At 75.7% G+C, this 24210-nt stretch carries 20 protein-coding genes; 13 read left to right on the top strand and 7 right to left on the bottom strand.

All coding sequences use genetic code 11. From position 1 onward, the window contains the following. Positions 1–257 precede the first annotated feature (257 nt). From E4U92_RS00270 to E4U92_RS00230, 9 genes are read left to right on the top strand one after another with little or no spacing between them, the layout of a single operon-like run. The gene (locus tag E4U92_RS00270; protein ID WP_137298173.1) at positions 258–1355 is read left to right on the top strand and encodes a DUF3344 domain-containing protein; all 1098 of its coding nucleotides are present in this window, start codon (positions 258–260) and stop codon (positions 1353–1355) included. Positions 1356–1409: 54 nt separating this feature from the next. Continuing rightward, entirely contained in the window at positions 1410–2669 is a 1260-nt protein-coding gene (locus E4U92_RS00265) for a glycosyltransferase (RefSeq protein WP_137298172.1), read from the top strand. Next, complete coding sequence (locus E4U92_RS00260) at positions 2666–4084, top strand: exopolysaccharide biosynthesis polyprenyl glycosylphosphotransferase (RefSeq protein ID WP_137298171.1); 1419 nt, start codon at positions 2666–2668, stop codon at positions 4082–4084. Before E4U92_RS00265 ends, E4U92_RS00260 begins: the two co-directional genes overlap by 4 nt. A 5-nt stretch (positions 4085–4089) precedes the next feature. After that, positions 4090–5451: an O-antigen ligase family protein gene (locus tag E4U92_RS00255; RefSeq protein ID WP_137298170.1), complete on the top strand. Its 1362-nt coding sequence runs from the start codon at positions 4090–4092 to the stop codon at positions 5449–5451. Further along, on the top strand, positions 5448–7223 hold the full coding sequence (locus E4U92_RS00250; RefSeq protein ID WP_137298169.1) for a lipid II flippase MurJ: 1776 nt from the start codon (positions 5448–5450) through the stop codon (positions 7221–7223). Before E4U92_RS00255 ends, E4U92_RS00250 begins: the two co-directional genes overlap by 4 nt. After that, positions 7207–7965 (top strand): polysaccharide deacetylase family protein, encoded by a 759-nt coding sequence (locus E4U92_RS00245; RefSeq protein ID WP_137298168.1) that lies wholly within the window; start codon positions 7207–7209, stop codon positions 7963–7965. Before E4U92_RS00250 ends, E4U92_RS00245 begins: the two co-directional genes overlap by 17 nt. Then, the gene (locus E4U92_RS00240) at positions 7962–9185 is read left to right on the top strand and encodes a glycosyltransferase (RefSeq protein WP_137298167.1); all 1224 of its coding nucleotides are present in this window, start codon (positions 7962–7964) and stop codon (positions 9183–9185) included. Before E4U92_RS00245 ends, E4U92_RS00240 begins: the two co-directional genes overlap by 4 nt. Further along, the gene (locus E4U92_RS00235) at positions 9182–9841 is read left to right on the top strand and encodes a YveK family protein (RefSeq protein WP_137298166.1); all 660 of its coding nucleotides are present in this window, start codon (positions 9182–9184) and stop codon (positions 9839–9841) included. The genes E4U92_RS00240 and E4U92_RS00235 overlap by 4 nt, the downstream gene beginning before the upstream one ends. A gap of 59 nt (positions 9842–9900) precedes the next feature. After that, a complete protein-coding gene (locus E4U92_RS00230; RefSeq protein ID WP_229863449.1) occupies positions 9901–11010 on the top strand; it encodes a GNAT family N-acetyltransferase in 1110 nt (369 codons plus the stop codon). Positions 11011–11038: 28 nt separating this feature from the next. Here the strand turns inward: E4U92_RS00230 and E4U92_RS00225 are convergent, their stop codons facing one another. Next, the gene (locus E4U92_RS00225; RefSeq protein WP_174863620.1) at positions 11039–12511 is read right to left on the bottom strand and encodes a glycoside hydrolase family 26 protein; all 1473 of its coding nucleotides are present in this window, start codon (positions 12509–12511) and stop codon (positions 11039–11041) included. A 137-nt stretch (positions 12512–12648) separates the two neighbouring features. On the opposite strand from E4U92_RS00225, the gene E4U92_RS00220 reads away from it, so the two are divergent. Together E4U92_RS00220 and E4U92_RS00215 are read left to right on the top strand one after the other, a co-directional pair. Further along, a complete protein-coding gene (locus tag E4U92_RS00220) occupies positions 12649–13935 on the top strand; it encodes a carboxylate--amine ligase (protein WP_137298164.1) in 1287 nt (428 codons plus the stop codon). After that, positions 13935–15206, top strand: coding sequence for an FAD-dependent oxidoreductase (locus tag E4U92_RS00215; protein ID WP_137298163.1), 1272 nt, complete (start codon positions 13935–13937; stop codon positions 15204–15206). The genes E4U92_RS00220 and E4U92_RS00215 overlap by 1 nt, the downstream gene beginning before the upstream one ends. A gap of 66 nt (positions 15207–15272) precedes the next feature. Here the strand turns inward: E4U92_RS00215 and E4U92_RS00210 are convergent, their stop codons facing one another. From E4U92_RS00210 to E4U92_RS00200, 3 genes are all read right to left on the bottom strand, one after another. Continuing rightward, positions 15273–16274 (bottom strand): chaplin family protein, encoded by a 1002-nt coding sequence (locus E4U92_RS00210; RefSeq protein WP_137298162.1) that lies wholly within the window; start codon positions 16272–16274, stop codon positions 15273–15275. Between the two features lie 101 nt (positions 16275–16375). Further along, entirely contained in the window at positions 16376–16603 is a 228-nt protein-coding gene (locus E4U92_RS00205; RefSeq protein ID WP_137298240.1) for a chaplin, read from the bottom strand. 263 nt (positions 16604–16866) lie between these two features. Then, the gene (locus E4U92_RS00200; protein WP_137298161.1) at positions 16867–17256 is read right to left on the bottom strand and encodes a rodlin; all 390 of its coding nucleotides are present in this window, start codon (positions 17254–17256) and stop codon (positions 16867–16869) included. Positions 17257–17500: 244 nt separating this feature from the next. On the opposite strand from E4U92_RS00200, the gene E4U92_RS00195 reads away from it, so the two are divergent. Next, positions 17501–17890, top strand: a complete 390-nt coding sequence (locus tag E4U92_RS00195) for a rodlin (RefSeq protein WP_137298160.1) — start codon at positions 17501–17503, stop codon at positions 17888–17890. A gap of 105 nt (positions 17891–17995) precedes the next feature. Here E4U92_RS00195 and E4U92_RS00190 read toward each other — a convergent pair whose 3' ends face one another. The 3 genes from E4U92_RS00190 to E4U92_RS00180 form a co-directional block, all read right to left on the bottom strand. Next, on the bottom strand, positions 17996–18850 hold the full coding sequence (locus E4U92_RS00190) for an ABC transporter permease (protein ID WP_137298159.1): 855 nt from the start codon (positions 18848–18850) through the stop codon (positions 17996–17998). Beyond that, a complete protein-coding gene (locus E4U92_RS00185; protein ID WP_168725006.1) occupies positions 18847–21489 on the bottom strand; it encodes a CocE/NonD family hydrolase in 2643 nt (880 codons plus the stop codon). Before E4U92_RS00185 ends, E4U92_RS00190 begins: the two co-directional genes overlap by 4 nt. Before the next feature lie 131 nt (positions 21490–21620). Beyond that, positions 21621–23021 carry an APC family permease gene (locus E4U92_RS00180; RefSeq protein ID WP_137298158.1) on the bottom strand — a complete coding sequence of 467 codons (1401 nt, stop codon included), beginning with the start codon at positions 23019–23021 and terminating at the stop codon, positions 21621–21623. A 276-nt stretch (positions 23022–23297) separates the two neighbouring features. Between E4U92_RS00180 and E4U92_RS00175 the strand changes: the two genes are divergently transcribed. Then, positions 23298–24170 carry an SCO4651 family lipoprotein gene (locus tag E4U92_RS00175; RefSeq protein WP_137298157.1) on the top strand — a complete coding sequence of 291 codons (873 nt, stop codon included), beginning with the start codon at positions 23298–23300 and terminating at the stop codon, positions 24168–24170. Positions 24171–24210: the final 40 nt, after the last annotated feature.

Raw genomic sequence — 24210 nt, 5'->3', positions numbered from 1 at the left:
TGTGCCGCCAAAGGGGTGATGCGCCGTCCCGGGGGTTGCCCTTCCGTCACGCGCTCCCCCGCACCGCCCGGCCTGCTGCGCACACGTCGCGCACGCCGGGCACACCGTCCCGACACACATGTCTGGCATAGCAGGATTAATCAGGACAAGGGCTAGAGTTGCGGCCGATCCGACGCACCCCTGTGAGCCGGCGGGACCCACCCCGCGGGCTGCGGTCGCACTGCGCGGGGGCTTCTTCCGAAAGGGCATCGCCGGTCATGCGCCTCCTTCCCGGTCCCCTGCTGCGCCGCGCGACGGCGGGGGCGCTCGCCCTCGCCGCGCTCTGGGCCCCCACCGGCGCCCGGGCCGCCGCTCCCCCGCCGCCCGCACCCGCGCCGCCCGCGGCCGAGGCCCCGCGCCTGCCGTTCACCGAGCGCCACCGGGCCACCCAGCACGGCGGGTTCGTCCGCGCGGCCAACACGGCGATCAGCTGCCGCACGGCGGAGCCGGGCTGCGCCGAGGTGCGGGACGGAAGAGCGGGCGCGAACGACGACTTCGACATGTTCTACGTCGATGTCGACGACGACCCGAACACCTACAACTCCTCCCGCGCCGAGCTCCGGCTGCCGCCCGGCTCCCGGGTGACGTACGCGCGGCTGTACTGGGGCGGCAACCTGCGCGTCGGCGAGCAGAAGCCGGCCGCCGACGCCGGGCGGGTGCTGGTCGCCGAGCCGGGCGGGCGGTACAAGGCGGTCCACGCGGACACGGTCGTCGGCCACCGCGTCGACGACGGCGCCGACGCCTTCCAGGCCTCCGCCGACGTCACCGGTCTGGTCCGCGACAGCGGCTCGGGCCTGTACACGGTCGCCCAGGTCGACGTGGCCAAGGGCCGCTCGGCCGCGGGCGCGTGGGGCGGCTGGACGCTCGTGGCGGCGTACGAGAACCCCGCCGAGCCGCTGCGCCACCTGGCCCTGTGGGACGGCTTCGACACGCTCGCGCAGGGCCTCCAGGTCCGGCTGGACGGGCGGCCCGTCGCCGCGGGGGCGCGCGGGCGCGTGGGGCTCGTCGCGTACGACGGCGACCGCGGCCGCACGGGAGATTCGCTCATGTTCTCGAACGGTCACCCGGACCGGGCTCCCCTGTCGGACGCCGCCAACCCCGGGGACGACGTACTGAACTCCACGATCAGCGAGCCGGGGGAGGCTCCGGCGGCGCGTGTCCCGGCGTACGCGCACACCCTCGGCTACGACTCGGACGTGTTCGATCTCGGGCCCGGATCACGGCGCGGCGGTGACCAGGCGGCGCTCCGGCTCGTTGCCCACCGGGACGCGGCGTGGGCCGGCGCACTCTTCGTCGCCGTCGACGCCCGGAAGTGACCAGGCGCGGTTCCGCCCGTCCCCAGCGCCACCGTTGAGCGAGGAAGACGCGCCATGCACGAGTCAGTACCCGGGCCCCGGGTCCTGCACCTGACCCAGCCGGTGGACGGCGGGGTCGCCCGTGTCGTGACGGACCTGGTGCGGGCGCAGCTCGCCGCCGGGCTGCGCGTCGCGGTGGCCTGTCCCGCCGGCCCGCTCGCCGGGGACCTGGCGTCCCTGGGCGCGGACGTGCGGCGGTGGGAGGCGACGCGGGCGCCGGGTCCCTCCCTGTGGGGCGAGGTGCGCCGCCTCGCGCGCGTGGTCGGGGAGGTGCGGCCCGACCTGGTGCACGCGCACAGCGCCAAGGCCGGGCTGGCCGGGCGGCTGGTGGTGCGCGGGCGGATCCCCACCGTGTTCCAGCCGCACGCCTGGTCGTTCGAGGCGGTCGGCGGCAGCACCGCGGCCCTCGCGCGGGCGTGGGAGCGGTACGGGGCGCGCTGGACCCACCGGCTGGTGTGCGTGAGCGAGGCGGAGCGCGCGACCGGGCTGCGCGCCGGGATCGCCGGCGTGGAGCCCGTGGACGAGGGGCCGGCCGTCACGGCGCGCGCGGGCAGGACACCGGCCCGTACCGACCGCACCGGCGGCGCCTCCCGCGGTCGCTGCCGGGTCGTCCCCAACGGCGTCGACCCCGACCGCTTCCGCCCCGCGCCGTCCCCCGCCGTGCGCGCGGCGCTGCTGCCGGACCTCGACCCGGACGCCCCGCTGGTGGTGTGCCTGGGGCGGCTGTGCCGGCAGAAGGGCCAGGACGTGCTGCTCGACGCCTGGGAGCAGGTGGTGCGCCGGGTGGCCGACGCCCGGCTGGTCCTGGTCGGCGACGGACCGGACGGTGACGCGCTGCGCGCGCGGGCGCCCGGGTCGGTGCGGTTCGCGGGGGCGGTCGCCGACCCCGTGCCCTGGTACCAGGCCGCCGACCTGGTGGTCCTGCCGTCGCGCTGGGAGGGCATGGCGCTGGCCCCGCTGGAGGCGATGGCCTGCGGCCGGCCGGTCGTGGCGACCGACGTGGACGGCGCCCGCGAGAGCCTGCCCGCCCACCTCGCCGCCCGCTGCCTGGTGCCCCCCGAACGGCCGGCGGCGCTGGCCGGGGCCGTCGCCGAGCTGCTGCTCGACGCGCCGCTGCGCGCCTCGCTCGGTTCCACGGGGCGCGCCTACGTCCTGTCCACGCACGACGTGCGGCGCACGGCCGAACGGGTCGCGGAGGTGTACCGCGACCTCCTCGGTCCCGGGCCGGCCCCGCACGACGTGCCCACCGAGTGCAGGGAGTCCATCCCCTCGTGACTGCGGAAAGCACCGTCCCCTCCCCCGGCACGCAGCCCGGGCACGCGTCCGTCTCGGTCATCCCGCGGCGCGCGACCGGCGCGGGTCTCCGGTTGCCGGTCCGGCGCCCCTCGACGCGCCCCGCCTCCCCGCTGCCGCTGCTGGCGGCCGACGGCGCGGCCGCCCTCGCGGGCGGTGCCCTCGCGCTCGCCGAGGCGCCGCGCCACCCCGACCTGGTCGCAGCCCTCCTGGCGGCCACCCTGCTGCTGCGGTCGCGGCACGCCCGGCCCGGCACGGGGGTGCTGGACGAACTGCCCACCGTCTGCGCCCGGATCGCGGTGGCCTGGCTGGCGCTGGGCGCGCTCGTCGCGGCCTGCGCCCCGGCGCACGCCCTGTCCGCGCGCACCCTGCTGCTGGGCTGCGCCGCGCAGGCGGTGGCGGCCCTCGCGGGCCGCTCCCTGGTCCACTCGGTCCGCCGCCGGGCCCTGCTGCGCCGTCCCCGCGCGGCGCTCGTCGTCGGCCCCGCCGCCACCGCCCAGCGGGTCGCCGCGGCGGTGCTGCGCCACCCGCGCTGCGGGGTGCGGCCGGTGGGCATCGTCGCCGAGCACCCGGACGGCGGCGGCGGGCTGCCCGTGCTGACGACGGGCGAGGAGGTGCAGCGGGCGCTCATCCAGAACGCGGTGCGCGAGGTGCTGTGCGTGCATCCGTCCGCGCGCACCGCGCAGGCCCCGCTGCTGCGGGCGCTCGCCGAGTCGGGCTGCACGGTGTGGGAGGTCGACGCGGACAGCCCCTCGTACGCCGGCCGCGACCGGCTCGCCGGGTTCTCCCGCCGCCGGCTGGACCTCGGCCCGCGCGCGCGGGACGGCGTCGGCAAGCGGCTGCTGGACGTCGCCGTGTCCGGGACCCTGCTGCTGGCGGTCAGCCCGCTGCTGCTGGTGTGCGCGGTGGTGCTGCGGCTCACCGACGGGCCGGGGGTGGTGTTCCGGCAGGAGCGGATCGGCAGGGACGGGCGCCCGTTCACGCTGCTGAAGTTCCGCACCCACCGCCCGGTCGACGAGCACGAGTCGGCGACCCGCTGGAGCGTGGCCGGCGAGCAGCGGATGAGCCCCTTCTGCCGCTTCCTGCGCCAGACCTCGCTCGACGAGCTGCTCCAGCTCTGGAACGTGCTGCGGGGCGACATGAGCCTGGTCGGGCCCCGCCCCGAACGGCCTTACTTCGTGGCTCAGTTCAGCCAGACCTACCCCGGCTACGCGGCCCGCCACCGGATGCGCACCGGCATCACCGGGCTGGCCCAGATCCACGGGCTGCGCGGCGACACCTCGATCGAGGACCGGGCCCGGTTCGACAACGCCTACATCGACAACTGGTCGCTGTGGCAGGACGTCTGCATCCTGCTGCGCACCGCGGCCGCCCTGGTGCGGCCGACCGGGAGCTGACACCGATGGCCCTCGCCCTGCCGCTGAAGTCGCCCCGGCCCTGGCCGCCGGTGCTGCCCGTGGTGGCCGTGATCGCGCTGGTCGCGCTGCCCGTCACCCCCGGCGGCGAGGGCGGCGCGGGCCCGGCGGACGCGCTCTCCGCGCTCGCCGTGCTGTACTGCGCCGTCCGGCTGCTGCGGCGGCGCAGGCGCCCGCTGTCCCGCAGGGCCGCGGTGGTGCTGGGCCTTCCGGTGGCCGGGCTGACCCTGGCGGCGCTGGGCGCGTCCTCGCCGGGCGAGGGCCTGGCCGGCCTCGGCCGCTACCTGCAGGTCTTCGTGCTGGTGCCCGCGGCCGTGCTGCTGCTGGTCCGCGACCGCTCCGACTTCCGGCTGCTGGCCTGGTCGTTCGTGGCGCTCGCCGGCTGGCAGGGCGCGGTCGGCGTGCACCAGTACGTCACCCACACCGGCGCCTCCTACCAGGGCGAGGACCTGCGCGCGGTCGGCACCTTCGGGCCGCAGGACGTGATGGGGATGGCGACGGTCGTGTCGTTCGGCCTGGTCTGCGCGGTCGGTCTGGCGCTCGGCCGCGCCGACGTACGGCAGCGGCTGGTCGCGACCGTCTGTGCGGGCGCCCTGCTGCTGCCCCTGGCGGTGTCGTTCAGCCGGGGCGCCTGGATCGCGACCGCGGTGGCCTGCTCGGCCCAACTGGTGCTGGCGGGGCTGCGGCGGGCGCTGACCGTGGCCGCGGTGGTGGCCGCGCTGGGCGTGGTCCTGGTCGGCGGGCTGGGCGTCGGCTCGGCGATGCTGCAAGAGCGGATCAGCAGCATCACCCAGGTCACCGACACCCCCGACCAGTCGGTCACCGACCGGTACACGATGTGGGCGGCCGCGGTCGGCATGTGGCGCGAGCACCCGCTGACCGGCGTCGGCCTGAAGGGCTTCCCCGAGCACCGGGACGCGCACGCCTCGCTGGCCCTGTCCTCGGGCAGCGACACCGACGGCGCGGGCTCCGGCTTCGTACGGCAGCCGCTGCTGTCCCCGCACAACATGTACCTGCTCGTGCTCGGCGAGCAGGGCCTGGTCGGGCTGCTGGCCCTCGCGGGCGGCTGGCTGGCCCTGCTGGTGTGCGCGCTCGGCCGGCTGCGCCGCGCGCACCGCTCCCGCGCGCCGGGCCGCGACTGCGCGCTGGTCGCCTGCGGGCTGCTCCTGTGGCAGCTCACCGACTTCGTGTACGCCGACATCGGCGGCCCCTCGACCGTGCTGACCGCCGTCTGCCTGGGGCTCGTCGCCTGGTGGGCGCTGGCCGAGCCGGACGGCCCGCCCGCGCCGGCCGCCGCCGGGCGGCCGGTCACCGGGGCCCAGGGTGACCCGGAGGCCGTCGCGCGATGACGGTGACGCCCTCCCGGACACCCCCGGCCGACGGACCCGCGTCCGTGCCGCCGGCACGGCCGCCGTCCACCGTGTCGTCCCCCGGAACGCCCGGAGCATCAGGAGCGCCGGGGGCGCCGGGAGCACCCGGACCATCGGGAACGCCCGGGCTGCCCGCCGAGCCGTCCTCCGGGGGACCCGAACTCCCCGCCCCCTCGCGGGGCTTCCTCGCGCGGGCCGCGCTCGTCACGGCCGGGCTGTCGCTCGCGGGGTCGCTGCTCGGGCTGGTCCGTGACCAGGCGCTGGCCCGGCTGTTCGGGGCGGGCAGCGACACCGACGCCTTCCTGGTGGCGTGGACCGTGCCGGAGTTCGCGGCCACCCTGCTGATCGAGGACGGGCTGGCGTTCGCGCTGATCCCGGCCTTCAGCGCGGCCCTGTCGCGGCGGGCGCGGGGCGCCGGCGGGGACCCGGTGCGGGCCCTGGTCGCGGGCACGCTGCCCCGGCTGTCGCTGGCCTTCGCCGCCGTCGGCGCGCTCCTGGTCCTCACCGCGCCGCAGCTCGTGGACGTGCTCGCGCCGGGGCTGCCCGACGCGGGTCTCGCCGTCGACTGCACCCGGCTCACCGCCACCTGCGTGGTCAGCTTCGGCCTCGCCGGGTACTGCTCCGCCGCCCTGCGCGCCCACCGGAGGTTCGTGGCGCCGGCGGCGATCTACGTGGCGTACAACGCCGGGATCATCACCGGCATGCTCGCCCTCGGAGGGCGGTGGGGGGTGCGCGCGGCGGCGGCCGGTGTGGCGGTGGGCGGCTGCCTGATGGTGGCCGTCCAGGTGCCCTCGCTGGTGCGGCAGTTGGGGCGGCGCGGCGGGCAGCGGGCGGGTGCGCCCGCCGAGGAGCCGCGTCCGCTCGACACGGCGCTGGTGGCGAGCGTGCTGCTGTTCGCGCTGTGCCGCCAGTCGCAGGTGCTGGTCGAGCGGTTCCTCGCCTCGCAGCTTCCCGCCGGGGCCATCTCGCACCTCAACTACGCGCAGAAGGTCGCGCAGATGCCGATGATCCTGTCGCTGATGCTGTGCACGGTCACCTTTCCGGTGGTCGCGCGCGCCCTCGCCGACGGGGACACCGAACGGGCCCGCGACCGGGTGGAACGGGACGTGGCGCTGGCCGCCTGCGTGGTGCTGCTGGGCACGGCCACGGTCATCGCGTGCGCCCCGCAGATCATCGAAGTGCTGTTCCAGCGCGGCGCGTTCACCGCGCGGGACACCGCCGCGACGGCCGGGGTGATACGGGTGTACGCGCTCGGGCTGCTCGGCCAGACGCTGGTGGGGGCGCTCACCCGCTCCTACTTCTCGGCGGGCCGCGCCACCTGGTACCCGGTCGGCGCGATGAGCGTCGGGATCGCCGTCACCTGCGTGGCCGGCGCGCTGACCGTGGGGCCCTGGGGCGTGTACGGGATCGCCGCCGCCAACGCGGCCGGCATCACCGCCACCGCGCTGGTCCTGCTGACCGGCACCAGGAGCACGGGCCGGCACGGCCGCCCGCGGGCCGTGCCGGTCCGGGTCCGCGCCCTGCTGCGCGAGCTGGCCCGGCCGGTCCTGGCGGCCGTGGCCGCCACCGTCACCGGGGCGCTCGTCGCGGGCCGCTCGGGCGACCCGCTCGCCGGCCTGGCGGCGGGGGCGCTCACCGTGACCGCCGTCTTCGTGGTGCTCGGCCGGGCGCTGGGCGCCCAGGGCGTCGACGCCGCACTGAGTTCCGTCCGTTCCGCGTTCCGGAGGCTGCCGCATGTCCGTTCCCGCTGACACCGCACGACGCCCGGCGCAGACGCCCGGCCCGGTCCCCTGGGTGGCGATGTACCACTCGGTGGGCGACCGCACCCACGACCCCTACCTGGTGACGGTCACGCCCGAGCGGCTGGACCGGCAGCTCGCGTGGCTGCGCGGCCGGGGCCTGCGCGGGGTGTCCATGGCCGAACTGCTCGCCGCCCGCGCCCGGGGCGAGGGCCACGACCTGGTCGGGCTGACCTTCGACGACGGGTACGCCGACTTCCTCAGCGACGCGCTGCCCCTGCTCACCCGCCACGGCTGCACCGCGACCCTGTTCGTGCTGCCCGGCCGGCTCGGCGGGGAGAACGCCTGGGACCGGCCCGGCCCGTGCAAGCCGCTGCTGACCGCCGACGGCATCCGCGCGGCGGCCGACGCGGGCACCGAGATCGGCTCGCACGGACTCACCCACCTCGACCTCACCCGTGTCGACGACGCCACCCTCGCGGCGGAGACCGCGGGCAGCCGCGCCGCGCTGCGCGACCTGCTCGGCGCCGAGCCCGCGGGCTTCTGCTACCCGTACGGCACCGTCGACCGGCGCGTCGTCGACGCCGTGCGCGCCGCCGGGTACGCGTACGCGTGCGCCATCGACCCGGGCCCGCTGACCGGCCCGTACGCCCTGCCGCGGCTGCACGTCGGCGAGCGCGACACGGCCCTGCGGCTGTTCCTGAAGTACCGGCTGCACCGGCTGCGCCGGCGTCCCGTGGCGGAGCCGCGGTGAAGGCGCTGCACGTCATCACCGGGCTCGGGGTGGGCGGCGCCGAGCAGCAACTGCGGCTGCTGCTGCGGCACCTGCCCGTCGACTGCGACGTGGTGACGCTCACCCACCCGGGCGCGGTGGCCGACGGGCTGACCGCCGACGGCGTCCGCGTCACCCACCTCGGCATGGCCGGCAACCGCGACCTGGCCGCCCTGCCCCGGCTGGCCCGGCTGGTGCGCTCCGGCCGCTACGACCTCGTGCACACCCACCTGTACCGGGCCTGTCTGTACGGCCGGCTGGCCGCGCGGCTGGCGGGGGTGCGGGCGGTCGTGGCCACCGAGCACTCCCTCGGCGACTCCCAGATGGAGGGGCGCCCGCTGACCCGGGGCGTGCGGGCGCTGTACCTGGCCGGGGAGCGGCTGGGCCGGGCCACGGTCGCCGTGTCGCCGACGGTCGCCGCACGGCTCACCCGCTGGGGCGTGCCCGCCTCGCGCGTCGAGGTGGTGCCCAACGGCATCGACCTGGCCCGCTTCCGCTTCGACCCGGCGGCCCGGGAGCGCACCCGGCAGCGGCTCGGGCTGCCCGGGGGCGCCTTCGTCGTGGGCGGGATCGGGCGCCTGGCCGCGGGCAAGCGCTTCGACGTCCTGGTGCGCGCCCTGGCCCGGCTGCCCGAGGACCACTGGCTGGTCCTGGTCGGGGGCGGGCCCGAGGAGAACGTGCTGCGGCGCACCGCCCACGACGCCGGCGTCGCCGACCGGGTGTTGTTCACCGGCGAGCGGCCCGGCCTGCCCGACGGCGGCCCGGGCCCCGACCTGCCGTCCCTCGTCTCGGCGATGGACCTGCTCGCCTCGCCGTCCGCCGAGGAGGCGTTCGGGCTGGCGGTGGTGGAGGGGCTCGCGGCCGGGCTGCCCGTGCTGTACACCTCCTGCCCGGCGGTCGAGGACCTGCCCCCGCACGCCGCGCCCGGCGCCCGGCGTGTCACCGGCGGCCCCGACGCGTTCGCCCGGGCCGTCGCCAGCACCCGCGCCCGGGGCCCGCACCCGCGTGAGGCCCCCGAGGCGGCCCGGCACTACGACATCGCCCGCAGCGCGGCCCGCCTGACGGAGGTGTACGCCGCGGTGGTCGAGGGCCGCCCGCTGCCGTCCGCTGCCGGAAGGCCCCGCACGGCCCCCGCGGCCGCCGTCTCCCCCGCCTCCCGCACGTCCCCGTCCCCGTCACCCCAGGGAGTCAGTTCGTCATGACCGAGAACACCACCCGGCAGCACGGCCGGTCCCGTCGGCTCGCGCGGGTCAGGACGCTCCCGCCGTGGTCGCTGCTCGCGGCGGGCGTCGTCACGGGCGGTCTGCTCGGCGCCGCGTACGGCGCGCTGGAGCCGCCCGTCTACACGGCGACGGCCTACGTGGTCGCCGTCCCCACCGAGAAGTCCGACCCGGCGTCCGCGCTGGGCTTCGCGCAGGCGTACGGGCGGGTCGCCACCCAGCTCGCGGTGCTCGGCGACGCGCAGGTGTGGGCCGGGGTGCCGGCGGCGACGCTCCAGCGGGACGTGCAGACCGCGACCTCGCCGGACGCGCCGATGGTCGCCGTCACCGCGAACTCCGACCGGGCGGACGTGGCCGCCGACATGGCCAACGCCGTCTCGCGCGCCCTGACCCAGTACGCGGCGCACACCCAGAGCGCCACCAACGTCCGGCTCCAGCAGTTCGCCCGCGCCGTCGAGCCGTCCGGGCCGTCGTCCGCGTCGCCCGCGGTGACCGGCCTGGTCGGCGCGAGCGCGGGCGGGCTGCTGGGCGGCCTGGTGCTGCTGGTCCGGCCGCGGCGGGCCCGCGAGGAGGAGTCCGGCCGGCCGGCCGCGGTGCCCGGGCCGGCCGTGGCCGCCGACGCGCACGGGGCACTGTGAACGCGGCGCTCACGGGCACGTTCCCGGACACCGCACGCTCGGCGCGCCGCTCCGGGGCGGTGTGCGAACTGCTCACCGACGAGGCCGCGTTCGCCGACCTCGCGCCCGTCTGGGGGCGGCTGTACCGGCGCTGTGCCACAGCCACCCCGTTCCAGCACCACGCCTGGCTGCACGCCTGGTGGCGCTCGTACGGCACGCCCGGGCGGCTGCGGCTGCTGGTGGTGCGCGACGGCGGCGAACTGCTGGCCGCGGCCCCGCTGACGGCCGTGCGCCGTCCGCTGCCCGCGCTCGTGCCGCTCGGCGGGGCCGTCTCCGACTACGCGGACGTGCTGGTCGACGACGAGCGCGGCGAGGAGGCCGTCGCCGCGCTCACCGAGGGGCTGGCCGCCGCCGCCCGCACCGCGCTCGTCGACTTCCGCGAGGTCCGCCCCGGCGGCGCGGTCGAGCGGGTCTACGCGCGCTGGCGCGGGCCCCGGCACCGGGTGGACGACTCGGTGTGCCTGGAGCTGCCCGCGGTGCCGATGGACGAGCTGCTGGCGCGGCTGCCGTCGGCGAAGGCCCAGCGGGTGCGGGCCAAGCTGCGCAAGCTGGCCGCGCTGGGCGTGGAGCGCCGGCCGGTCGGCCCGCGGGAGGTGGACCGGGCCCTGGGCCGGCTCCTGGAGCTGCACGCGCTGCAGTGGCAGGGGCGGAAGGTGACGGGCGAGCACCTGCGGCCCCGGTTCCGTACGCACCTGGTGCGCGCGGCCGAGGCGATGGTGCGCTCCGGGGACGCGGTGGTCACCGAGTTCCTGCTGGAGGGCGAGGTGGTGGCCGTCGACCTGACGCTGCTGTCGCCGCGGCTGGCCGGGGGCTACCTGTACGGCGCCCACCCCCGGCTGCGCGAGCGCAAGGCCGACGTGGCGGTGATGCTGCTGGACGCCTGCACCGAGCACACCCGCGACGGCGGCCACGACACGCTGAGCCTGCTGCGCGGCGACGAGCCGTACAAGCACCACTGGCGGCCCGACACGGTGGTCAGCCAGCGGCTGCTGATGGCCCGTCGGCGCACCGCCCCGCTGCTGCAGGCGGCCCTGTGCGACGCGGCGGCGCGGCGGCGGGGCAAGGAGGTGGTGCGCCGGTGGGAGGCGCGCGGGCAGTCGAGGGAGCACACCGGTGGCGGCAGACCCTGAGCCGGACCCGCCGCCACCCGCGGCACGGTCAGCGGTGACGGGAGTACCAGTCGAGGCGGACGCACAGCTTGCCGCCGAGCCAGTGCTCGACCCAGTCGCCCAGGTCGAGCGGCGAGCAGCGGACGGGCGCCGCGGTCGGCGACGGCTGGGGCAGCGGCTGTCCCGCGGGCTGCGGCGTCGCGGGCTGGGCGCTCGGTACGGCCGGGGACGGCAGCGGGGCCGGGACGGACGGCAGCAGGGTCGGGACGGCGGGGCGGCCGGAGAGGACGGCGCGGTAGATCTCCGACGCCTTCGGGTTCTGCCGGCACTGCCACACGCCGTGCGGGCAGTAGTCGGTCAGTGTGTTGTACAGCGGTTTGTGCGCGTCCATCCAGGCGAGCATGCCCCGCATGTAGGTGGAGTTGTCGCCGTTGCGGAAAAGGCCCCATTCGGGATAGGAAATGGCCTTGCCGTGCTTCTCGGCGAACTCCACGTGTTCCTGCAGGCCGTACGGTTCCTTCACCTGTTCGTCGAAGGTGAGGCCGCTCGGCTGGTCGTAGGAGTCCATTCCCACGATGTCGACCGTGTCGTCACCCGGATAGCACTGCGTCCACGGAACGGCGTCCCGGCCGCGGCTCGGCGCGAAGTCGAACTTGAACTTCTGCCCGGGCACCGACCGCATGGTGGTGACGATCCTGTTCCAGTACGTCTTCCAGGCCTCGGGGTCGGGGCCACAGCGATGGGTGTACGTGATGCCGTTCATCTCCCAGCCGAGCACCAGCACCGTGTCCGGCACGTCCAGCTCGACCAGCCGTTCGGCGAGGGCCCTGAAGTGCTGATCGAACTCCCCGGCGGCGCCCCGGCGCAGCAGGCGGCGCACCTCGGCGTCGGACACGCCGTCCTCGTTGCGCTCCATCATCGGCACATTGAGGACGAACATCCGGTCGGCCTTCTCCCGGCGCCAGTGCGCCCAGACGTCGAGGAAGCCGGGCCGGCCCTCGATATTGCTCCACCGGTCGCCCGGCAGGTAGGTGTGCCCGACGCGCAGCTCGGCGCCGCCGAGCCAGGTGCTGAGCTGGGCCATCCGGGCGACGCCGAGGGGGCCGTAGTCGAGGTAGGCGCCGAAGGCGGGGCGTTGCGGCGGCGCCGGAGCGGGAGCGGCGGGCGGCTCGGGCGCCGGGGTCACGGCCGGGGGCACGGGGGCCGGCGTCACCGGGGCCGGCGTCACGGGTGCCGGGGGCTGCGGGGCCGGCGTCACGGGTGCCGGGGGCTGCGGGGCGGGGTTCTGCGGGGCCGGGGGCTCCGGGGCCGGAGCCAGGGGGACGGGAGCCTGCGGGACCGGGGTCTGCGCGGTGGCGGGCGGGGCCGGGACGGCGGGGGTGGGAGCGGGCGGGTCGTCGGCCCGCGTCACCCCCGCGCCCGCGGCGAATCCGGGTCCGCACGCCAGGGCGGCCGACGCGACGAGCGCCGCCGCCACGACGGCCAGCCGCTGCGAGCGGACGCCGCGCTGCTGTGGGGTCATGCCTGCTCCTTCCTCACGCCGAATTACTGACGGCCAGTCACATGAAAGTCACACGAAAAGGAAGTACGCCACCGCCGCTACGGCTTTCGAGTGTTCCGCTCGGCCGCTCCGGTGAACCGACCGAAGGAAATTGGTACGTGTCCCTGCTCGACACCCGTGTCCCCGCCGTACTGCTGCGGATCGACCGGAATCCCTTTCACCACGGAACGCTGGGGGCCGTGCGCTCGCTCGGCAGAGCCGACGTCGACGTGCACCTCGTCGCGGACGTGACGGGAAGTCCCGTACGCGCCTCCCGGTTCGTGCGCGAGCTGCATCCCCCGCCGCCGCCCGGCGCCGGCCCCGACGAGGTCGCGGCCACGCTGCTGCGGGTGGCCGCGCGCGTCGCACGGCCCGCCGTGCTGATCCCGATGGACGACGCGGGCGCGGTCGCGGTCAGCCGGCTGCGCGCGCGGCTGACGCCCGCGTTCCTGCTGCCGCAGCAGCCCGGCGACCTGCCCGAGCGGGTCGCCGACAAGGCGGAGCTGGCGGAGCTGTGCGCCGCGGCGGACGTCCCGCACCCGACGACCGTCGTCCCCGACAGCGCGGCCCAGGCCGCCGCGGCCGCCTGGCGGCTGGGGCTGCCGGTGGTCGCCAAGTGGAGCCGCCCCTGGCTGCTGCCCGCCGGGGCGGGGCTGCGCAGCACGCTGGTGGTGCGCAGCCCGCGGGAGGCACGCGAGCTGTACGCGCGCGGCGCCGAGGCGGGCAGCCGGCTGCTCCTCCAGGAGTTCCTGCCGCCGGGCGCCGGCCGCGACTGGTTCTTCCACGGGTACGCCGACCGGTCCGGCGCGGTGCGCGCGGGCGGCCCCGGGCGCAAGCTCCTGGCCTGGCCGCGCGCGGCGGGGCTGACGGCGGCCGGCACGTGGACGCCCAACCCGCAGGTGCAGGCGCTGGCCGAGCGGCTCGCCGCGGGACTGGGCTACCGGGGCATCTTCGACCTGGACTTCCGCCGCTGCGGCACGACCGGCCGCTACCACCTGCTCGACTTCAACCCCCGGCCCGGCGCCCAGTTCCGGCTCTTCACCGACACGGCCGGGCTGGACGTCGTCCGCGCCCAGCACCTCGACCTGACACACCGTCCCCTGCCCGACGGACGACCGCTGCCCGGGCGGCTGTTCGTGGTGGAGAACTACGCCCCGCTGACCGCGCTGCGCCCCGCCCCGGCCGGCCGCGAGCTGGCCTGGGGCGCCCGTGACGACACCGCGCCCGGCCGCGCGATGTGGGGCCTGTGGAGCCGGCACGCCGGCGGACGGCTGCTGGCGCGGCTGCGCCGCGGTGCCGCCGCGGCGCACCCCGGTGGGACTCCGCGGGTGGTACGGCAGACGGCACCGGCCGGTCGCGGGGACGCGTCCGGACCGACCGACGACGAGAAGGCGGGCAGTCGCTGATGCACGACCTGCTGGTGGTGGGCGCCGGCCCGTACGGCCTGTCCGTCGCGGCCCACGCCGCGGCCGCGGGGCTCGGCCCGCGGGTCTTCGGGCGGCCCATGGCGTCGTGGCGCGACCACATGCCCCGGGGCATGTTCCTGAAGTCCGAGCCGTGGGCGTCCGACCTCTCCGACCCGGCCGGCCGCCTGCGGCTGGAGACGTACTGCGCCGAACTGGGGACACCGGCCCGGCACGGGACGCCGATCCCGGTGGAGACGTTCGCGGCGTACGGGCAGTGGTTCGCCCGCCACGCCGTCCCCGAGGTCGACGAGCGCACGATCACCTGGATCGCGGCCCGGCCCGGCGGCTTCGAGGCGGTGACGGACGACGGCGAGCGGGTGGCCGCCCGCGCGGTCGTGCTCGCGGTCGGCGTGCTGCCGTTCGTGGAGATCCCCCCGGTCCTGCGCCCGCTGGACCCCGCCCTGGTCTCGCACAGCAGCCACCACGCCGACCTGGACCGCTTCCGCGGCCGGGACGTCACGGTGGTCGGCGGCGGCCAGGCGGCCCTGGAGACGGCGGCGCTGCTGGCCGAACAGGGCACCCGGGTACGGGTCCTGGCCCGCGCGGACCGGCTGCGCTGGAACGACGTCCCGCCGCCCCTGGACCGTCCCCGCACGCGTGCGCTGCGCGCCCCGCACAGCGGGCTGGGGTGCGGCTGGCGCAACTGGTTCTACGCCGAACGGCAGGGCCTGTACCGCCGCCTGCCCGGGACCACCCGGTCCCGGATCGCGGCCACGGCCCTGGGGCCGGCCGGCGCGTGGTGGATCCGCGACCGTGTGGAGGGCGCCGTCGAGGTGCTCACGTCCCACCGGGTCACCGCGGCACGGCCGGTGCCGGGCGGCGTCCGCCTGGAGCTGGACGCGGGCGCGGGCCGCCCGTCCCGGTCCCTGGAGACCGAGCACGTCATCGCCGCCACGGGCTTCCGGGCGACCCGCGACCGACTGGCCCTGCTGTCACCGGGCCTGCGCGCGGACCTGGCCACGACGCCGGACGGCGCCCCGGTGGTGGACCACGCGTTCGAGACCACCTACCCCGGCCTGTTCCTGGCCGGGCTGATCACCGCCCCCGCTTTCGGCCCGTCCATGCGCTTCGTGCACGGCGCCACCTTCACGGCGCGCACCCTGCTCCGCGGGGTACTGCGCCACCTGCGCGGCTCCCGGCCGGGCGGCGCGGTGCACGTCCCGGTGGACCGGGACCTGCGGGAGGGCGTGGGGGTCGCCGGGCCCGCGTGAGGCACGGCGGCCGACGGGGAGCGGGGCGTGGGGTGCCGGGCGCGAGGCGTCCGGCACCCCGGGGGGTCAGCGCCGGGACGCCGACCTGCCGCGCCGGTACAGCAGGGCGCCTGAGGTGATCAGCGCCGCGCTGAACCCGGAGGCGGCCAGCAGCCCTTCGGCCCCGGTGTGGGGCAGCTGGGGCGGCTGCTCCTGCTGCCCTCCGGGCGGGGTGTGGTCACCGCCGCCGGGCGGGGTGGTCTCGCCACCACCGGGGGGCGTGTGGTCGCCACCGCCGGGCGGGGTCTCGCCACCGCCGCCGGGAGGCGTGTGGTCCCCACCGCCGGGAGGCGTGTGGTCCCCACCGCCGGGAGGCGTGTGGTCCCCGCCGCCGGGCGGGGTCTCCTCGCAGTCCTCGTCGGGCGGGGTGTGGCCGCCGGCCGGGGGGTGGCCCTGGTCGTCGCCGGGGGAACCGTAGCCGGAGTCGTCGGAGCCGTAGCCCGAGTCGCCGTGGTCCTTGCCCGGGGACTTCGGGGTCTCGTCGGAGCCGTAGCCCGCGTCGTGGCCCGAGCCCTCGTGGTCCTTGCCCGGGGACTCGGGGGCGTCGTGGGAGCCGTAGCCCTCGTCGCCGCCGGACGCGTCGTGACCGCCGGTCTGCGCGGCCTGCGTGGACGTGTCGTCCGAGTCATGGCTCGACGCGTCGCCGGACGCTTCGTGGCCGCCGCCCTGGTCCTGGGGCTCGGGCGTGTCGTCCGGGACGCTGGGGACGCCGTGGGTCCAGTCGTGGTGGTCGCGGCCCCAGGCGTCACCGATGGCGTCGGAACCGCGGGACGTGGAGCGTGCCGCGGCCGCTTGGGCGCAGGCGTTGGCGAACGCGGGGTTGAGGGCGCCGGCCGGGTCGACGGTGTTGCCGCAGGCGTTCACCGGGACCTCGACGGGGACCTCGACGCTGTTGCCCGCGAGGACGCCGGGTGATCCCTCGGCGACGCTGTTCGCCTGCGTGTCGGCGAGTGCGGAACTGCCGCACAGGGACAGGATGCCGGTCGCGGCCGCCGCCGCGACCACTCCCCTGCTCAGGGTCTGTCGCAATCTCGTGGTCTTCCTGCTCGGAGAGGTGGAAAAAGCCGGCCTCGGAGACGCGGTACGTGTCCAAGGCCGGCCCAGACCCAGCCGGAGCTGGTGAGGCGTCGTCAGTCGTTGACGCAGGTGTTGCCGAACGCCGGGTTCAGCAGACCGATCATGTTGATCGTGTTGCCGCAGACGTTGATCGGCACGTGGATCGGGACCTGGATCACGTTGCCCGACAGGACACCGGGAGAACCGACGGCCACCCCTTCGGCACCGGCGTCGGCGAAGGCCGGCGCGGCCCCACCCAGAGCCAGGACGAGGCCCGCGACGACAGCAGCGCTCTTCTTCATGACTTTCCCTTCTCTGCGGTCATGCATCGAATGACGGTAGGAAACCGAGCGAGCACAGCCGGAGAGGCTCGCACCATGACCTGCAGGCTGCAAACGAGTCATAGACAGCCGAGGAAACCCACCCACGCGTGTCGCCCCCGAATTCACCCGAACGCCCCCATATAATCGGCGGATCGCAGTAAGAGAAAGGCTTCTTCCGGAAAAGCGGCCGGGCGGCCCGCCGGTTCTCCGACGGGCCGCCCGGACTGCCTGCGATACGGAAACTACTGGCCGTTCGCCGACAGGACCGACAGGTCCTCCAGGATGTGCGACAGCGCGCCGTCGCGCTTGCCGTTGGTGGAGTTGTCGGAGCACTGCTGGTCCAGGTCGTCCGACAGGATCGGCACATCGTTGATCGGCACGATGTTGATGATCGGGACCTGGATGTCCTCCAGGGCGAGGCACGGCTTGTTGAGCGTGCCCTCGACCAGCGACAGCTGCGGGCTCATGTCGCCCTTGGTCGCCGAGTTGCCGAACGACGTCGAGGCGCCGTTCCCGTTGGCGACGGACGGTCCGGAGTCGTCCCCGATGGCAAGAGCCTGGGGGGCGACCGCCGCCGACATACCGATGACAGAGACGGCGGCCGCCGCGGCGACCATTGCCTTCTTGAGCACTTCGCGTTCCTTTCCTCGTAGCGACGCATGCCCTACGGCGACATCAACCCGGCGCCGGATGATTGGTTGCGGGTGTTCACCCGGTTGGGCGCAGGGCACCCGACCGACGGAAAATCATCACGAACGACCAGCACACAAACTGTCTCGCGATCGGCCGACAGGGTGACCGTGAGAAACCGTACGGCGCCCGCCCAGTTGACCAGGAGGCTCCGGTGGACGGGGTTTCATCAGAAAGGACTGGTCAGTGATCAAGAAGGTTATTGCCACTGCAGCGATCGCCGCTTCCATCGTGGGTGCCTCCGCTGCCTCGGCCACGCAGGCCATGGCGATCGGTGACGACTCCGGGCCGTCCGTGGCCAACGGCAACGGTGCGGCGCAGAGCTTCGGCAACTCGGCCACGTACGGGTACATGAGCCCGCAGATGGCGCTGATCCAGGGCTCCTTCAACAAGCCGTGCATCGCCGTGAACGACGTCGCCATCCCGATCCTCAACATCGTCCCGATCAACGACCTGCCGATCCTGTCGGACGACCTGGACCAGCAGTGCACCGAGAACTCGACGCAGACCAAGCGTGACGGCGCGCTGGCCCACCTGCTGGAGGACGTGTCGATCCTCTCGGCCAACGGCCAGTAACGGACGCGCGACCGAGGGCGGTCCGCCGGCGATGCCGGGGGGCCGCCCTCCGTCATGACGGGCGTCCCGGACCGGCCCGCGGGGAGGGCCGCCCTCAGGGGGCTTCTACGACACCACGTCCTTGCGGGCGAAGTGCCGGAAGGCCAGGGCGAACAGGACGGTGGCGTACGTGACCGAGACGACGGTGCCCTGGACCATGCCCGACCACTCCGGGGTGGGCTGGACGGCGTCCGCCCAGGCGAACTGCCAGTGCGCGGGCAGGAAGTCGCGCCAGTGGCCGAGCGCGGTGACCGCGTCCAGGACGTTGCCGACGATGGTCAGCCCGACCGCGCCGCCGACCGCGCCGAGCGGGGCGTCGGTCCGCGTGGACAGCCAGAAGGCGAGCCCGGCGGTGACCAGTTGGGACACGAAGACGTACGCCACCACCACGACCAGACGCTGGGCGGCGGTGCCCGCGTCGAGCGCGCCGCCGGTGGGGAGCTGGAGCGGGCCCCAGCCGTAGGCCGCCGTGCCCACGGCGAGCGCGACGAGCGGCAGCAGCACCATCGCGGCCAGGCTCATGGCGAGTCCCACCACGAGCTTGGACCACAGCAGCCGGGCGCGGGGCACGGGCGCCGCCAGCAGGTAGCGCAGCGACGACCAGCTCGCCTCCGAGGCCACCGTGTCCCCGCAGAACAGGGCGACCGGGATCACCAGCAGGAAGCCCGCGGAGACGAACAGGTTGACCGCGGCGAAGTTGGCGCCGGAGGCGGTGGCCGTGTCCATGAGGGTCACCTGGCCGTTGCGGCCGCCGGGTTCGCCGCCGATGGCGAAGGCGACGAGCAGCACGAACGGCAGCACGGCGAGGACGCCGGCCATGACCAGCGTGCGGCGCCGCTTGAGCTGGCGGACCAGCTCGACGCGCAGCGGCAGGGTGCGGCCCGCCCGGTAGCCGGAGGCGGCCTCGGTGAGGGCGCTCATGCGGAACCTCCGATCAGGGTGAGGAAGGCGTCCTCCAGGCGGCGGTGCGGGCCGACCGACGCCACGGGCACGTCGAGGCGGACCAGGTCGGCGACCAGGCGCTGGGCCGTGCCGTCGGCGTCGAGGCGGACCAGCAGGCCCCCGTCGGCGCGCACGGCCGAGGCGACGCCGGGCAGCGCGACGACCTTCTCCACCACCGGGTCCTCCACGGGTGCGGCGGTGCCGACCAGGAGGGTGTCGCCGGCGCCGACGATCTCGCCGACCGGGCCCGCCTGGACGAGCCGGCCGCGGTCCATGACCACCAGGTGGGTGCAGGACTGCTCGACCTCCGCGAGCAGGTGGCTGGAGACGATCACCGTGCGGCCGCCGGCCGCGTACCGGATCATCACCTCGCGCATCTCGCGGATCTGGGGCGGGTCCAGGCCGTTGGTCGGCTCGTCGAGGATCAGCAGGTCGGGCAGGCCCAGCATGGCCTGGGCGATGGCCAGGCGCTGGCGCATGCCCTGGGAGTAGGTGCGCACCGCGCGGGCCAGCGCGTCGCCGAGGCCGGCGATCCGAAGGGCCTCGTCGAGGTGGGCGTCGGCGGGCGGGCGGCCGGTGGCCCGCCAGTACAGCTCCAGGTTCTCCCGGCCGGACAGGTGCGGCAGGAACCCCGCGCCCTCGACGAAGGCGCCGACCCGGGACAGCACCGGTGCGCCGGGGCGGACCGCATGGCCGAAGACGCGGATCTCGCCCGCGTCGGGCGTGATGAGGCCCATCAGCATGCGCAGGGTGGTGGTCTTGCCCGCGCCGTTGGGGCCGAGCAGGCCGAGGACCTGGCCCTTCTCCACGCGGAAGGACAGGTCGCGCACGCTGTAGCGGTCGCCCTTGGCGTACTTCTTGCTCAGGCCGGTGATCTGCAGCGGGACGTCGGCCAGGGCGGGGTCGGGGGCCGGGGCGGCGGTGCGGCGGCGGATGGTGAGCAGCAGGCCGAGCGCGAGGAGCGCCCCGGTGAGCGGCAGCCACCAGACCCAGGACGGCAGCGGGGCGGCGGCCGTGGTGACCCGGGCGGCGGTCGGCACCCCGAGGTCGCCCTTCAGGGACACGGTGTAGGTGGCGGGGGCGGCCGGGGAGGCGTAGGCGAGGTCGGTGGAGGCGAGGACCAGGCGCAGGCGGTGGCCCTTCTCGACCGCGTGGTCGATCGCCGGGAGGGTGAGCGTGACGTCCTTGCCCGCGCGGGCGCCCGTCACGCGGACCGGGGTGACCAGTTGGGCGGGCAGCACCGGGCGGGCGCGGTCCTCGCCGACGTCGTAGACCTTGGCGAACAGGACGGCGTCCTCGCTGGTCGACGTGACGTGCACGGTGACCGTCGGCGAGCCGGTGATGCGCAGGCCGCCGGCGAGCGGCGCGGACTCGAAGGCGGCGTACTGGCCGGGGAAGTCGAGGGAGACGCCGATGCCGAGGGAGGAGAGCTGGGCGAGGCCGCCCGTGCCGCCGAGGCCGGGCAGGGCGGACACGGCGGGCGGGGTGGCGCCGGCCGGGTTGGCGAAGCGCTGGGTGCCGCCGGAGAGGGGGACGGGGCGCGGACCGCTGTGGAGGCCCGGGTAGTGGTCGGCGCTCGCGCCGCGCAGCAGGGCCGCGCCGTCGGTGGAGTCGACGCCCCCGGTGCGGGTGACGCGGAAGGCGGGGCCGGTGCTCGCGCTTGCGTCGCCCTTGAGGTAGCGGTCGAACCAGGAGGTGACGCGGGCCCGGACGCGGCCGGTCTCCAGGTCGCCGCCGTCGTGGCCGCCCGCGATCCAGTCGACGTCGACGGGCGCGCCGTTGGCGGAGATCGCCCTCTGGGCGGCGTCGGCCTGGGCGAGGGTGAACAGCGAGTCGGTCTGGCCCTGCACCAGCAGCGTGGGCACCTCGATGCGGCCGGCGACGGCGGACGGCGAGCGCTCGGCGAGGAGCCTGCGGGCCGCGGCGTCCGGGGTGCCGGACTGGGCGACGCGCTGGTACATCGCGCACAGCGCGGGCTCGAAGCGGGCGCAGCCGCCGCCGGTGCTGAAGAAGACGCCGGCCCACAGCTTCTTGAACACGCCGTCGGGGAACAGCGCGTCGGCGAGGTTCCAGTAGGTGATCGCCGGGGCGACGGCGTCGACGCGGTGGTCGTACCCGGCGGCCAGCAGGGAGACCGCCCCGCCGTAGGAGGCGCCGGTCACGCCGACCCGGGGGTCCCCGGCCGCGTCCAGCCGGACCTGGGGCTGCTCGGCGAGCCAGTCGATCAGCTTCGAGACGTCGGCGACCTCGCCGGAGGGGTCGTTCAGGCCGATCTTCCCGGTGGAGCGGCCGAAGCCGCGGGCCGACCAGGTGAGCACCGCGTACCCGTCGCGGGCCAGGTCCTCGGCCTGGGCGCGGACGTCGTCCTTGCTGCCGCCGAAGCCGTGGCCGAGCAGGACGGCCGGGCGGCGCCCCGGGCCGCCGGCCGTGAAGTACGAGGTGTCCAGCCGCACGCCGTCGACGGGCAGCACCCGGTCGGCGCGGTGCACCGGCGGCGCGTCGTCCGACGCCACGGCCGTCCACGTCCCGGCGCCGGCGAGGACGGCCACGGCGGCCGCGGCGGCGACCAGCCGCCGGGGCCGCCGCGGGGCGCGGAGCCGGGGCAGTCGAAGATCCATGCGTCAACGGTACGGGCCGCCCCCGCCGGGGCGGTGCCGACCGGGGGCTGATCCGGGGGCCCTCCCACCGGGGTACGGCGGGGCGGTCGCGTACCGCGTCCGCGGTACGCGAGCGGCCCTTCCCCGCGGGCTCAGCCCTGCTCGTCCTCCGGCAGGGACACCAGCCAGCGGGTCTCCTTGCGCGGGCGCAGGTACAGCGCCCAGTACAGGGTCGCGACCGCGGTGATGCCGCCGGTCCACAGCAGGTAGCTGGTGTCCTGCTGGGTGAGGATGTAGGCGAGGACCACGATCAGCAGCACCGGCACGGCGGGCCACAGCGGCATCCGCCAGGCGGCGGTGTGGCGGTGGGCGCCGCGCCGGGACAGCAGGGCGGCGACGGCGACCAGCAGGTACATGCCGGTCACGGAGACGCCCGTCACGCCGTACAGGGTGTCCAGGTCGACGAAGCAGAGCAGCGCGCCGGGGACGCCGACGGCGAGCGTGGCGACCCAGGGCGAGCCGAAGCGGCCGAGCTTGGAGAAGACGGCGTTGACCGGCTCGGGCCACGCCTTGTCGCGGGCGGAGGCGAACAGGACGCGGGAGTTCTGGATGACCATGACGATGCCGGCGTTGATGATCGCGAGCGCCACGCAGAGGCTGACGAAGGTGCCGACGGCGGTGTTGGACCAGGCGGTGACCATGGAGCCGATGTCGCCGCCGGTCAGCTCGGAGAGGTCGGAGGCGCCCAGGGTGATCGCGACGACCGGGACCAGGATGATCACCGAGGAGATGGCGAGGGTGGCGAGGACCGTGCGGGCGACGGAGCGGCGGGGGTTCTCCAGCTCCTCGGAGAGGTAGACGGCGGTCGAGAAGCCCTGGGTGATGAACAGGGCGATGGCGAGGCCGGAGACCACGAGCATGGCCGTCACGGTGTCCGCGTGGCCGTCCGCGCCGGCCACCTCCATCGACACCAGGCTGCCCATCCCCCGGTGCCCGTGGGAGAAGCCGAGCACCGCGACGAGGGCGGCCGCGATGACCTCCAGGACCAGGAAGATGCCGGTGATCCAGGCGTTGGCCCGCAGGTCGAGCAGGCCGGCGAGGGTGGCGAGGAGCATGACGCCGGCGCCCGTCATCGACGGGTCGAGGTGGACGATCGGGGCGAGGTAGTCCGCCGTGCCCATCGCGATCACCGGCGGGACGATCATCACGACCAGCAGGGAGAGCACGAAGACCAGCCAGCCCGCGAGCCGTCCGGCCAGCGTGGACACCATCGCGTACTCGCCGCCGGCGCTGGGGATCAGGGTGCCGAGCTCGGAGTAACAGAACGCCACGGCGATACAGAGGAGGGAGCCGATGGCGATGGTCACGGCGGTGGCGGTGCCGAGCGTGCCGAACAGGTCGGGGACGACGACGAACAGGGTGGAGGCGGGGGTCACGCAGGAGAGCGTCAGCAGGGTGCCGCCGACGACGCCGATGGAACGCTTCAGCTTCTGAGGGCCCTGGTCCGGGGCCTGAGCTACGGGGGTGGCGACGGGGCGGAGCGTGTCGGTCATCAAGCGGTTCCGATCGACTCGTGCGGATGCCTCCGATGAGTGGGGCGATGCCGCATCGAACCCCGACGAAAACCGCCACGTCAATAGCTGTTTACCTACGGAATCCGTAGGCGGGCGGCGCCTTTGATCGCGCATTCGGCAGGGAGGGGCCGCAACACCCGGCGGATTGGGGCGTGCGGGAACCGCAGCGCGCGCGGACGAAAAATCCGGGCGCGGGGTTGCCGGCGGCGCCCGATACAGTCGGAGATCACAGACGGTTCACAGCAGGGGGGACTCATGAGGCCGAGGTACACGGCTGCCTGGCTGGGCATGGCCACGGCGGCTCTGGTGGCGACCACCGCGTGCGGTGGCGGGTCGGCGAAGGACACCGCGGAGGACACCGGCAGGAAGGCCGGGGCGGCCGTCGGGAAGAGCTCCGGCCAGATCATGGCCGCGCTGACCCGCGCGACCGACCGGACCGCGCAGGCGGGCTCGGCGCAGGTCGCCACGACGATGTCGCTGACGGCGACCGGCGGCCGGCCGGTCACCATGAACGGCACCTACTCCTGGGGCGACGGCGCCGCCATGGACGTCCTGATGGACACCGCGGCGGCCCAGATGTCGTCCGTGCAGGACGACCCGACGACGCAGGTCAAGATGGTCGACGGCGCCTACTACTACGGCGTCGACCCGCAGCCGAGCGGCCCGCTCGAGGGCAAGCACTGGATGCGCATCGACGTCTCCGCCGTCGTCGGCGAGGCCGGCGCGGACAACATCGCCGACAACGCCGACCCGACCACGGGCCTGCGCTACATCGGCGCGTCCAAGGACGTGAAGGACCTCGGCGAGGAGAAGGTCCTCGGCCGGAGGGCCGAGCACTACCGGGGCAGCGTCGGCGCCGAGCAGATCAACGGCTCGAAGCTGACCCCGGCCGAGAAGAAGGCAGCCCTGGGTGCCCTGCAGGCCGGCGGCGGCAGGGTCACCTACGACGTCTGGGTCGACGGCAAGGACCTGCCCGTGCGGGTCAAGCAGAGCGGCGCGGGCATGGACGTGACCATCGACTTCCTGAAGTTCGGCGCGACCCGGCCGATCACGGCGCCGCCCGCCTCCGACACCGCCGACCTGACCGAGCAGGTCCGGGCGCAGCGGGACAAGGCGCTCGGCCAGTGACACGCCGGTGCGCCGCTCCTCCCCCGCGGGGTGGAGCGGC

This window comes from Streptomyces galbus, assembly GCF_005280195.1.
Taxonomy (GTDB): Bacteria; Actinomycetota; Actinomycetes; order Streptomycetales; family Streptomycetaceae; genus Streptomyces; species Streptomyces galbus.
Note: the sequence above shows the minus strand (reverse complement) of the source record. Positions and strands in the feature narration are given on the sequence as shown.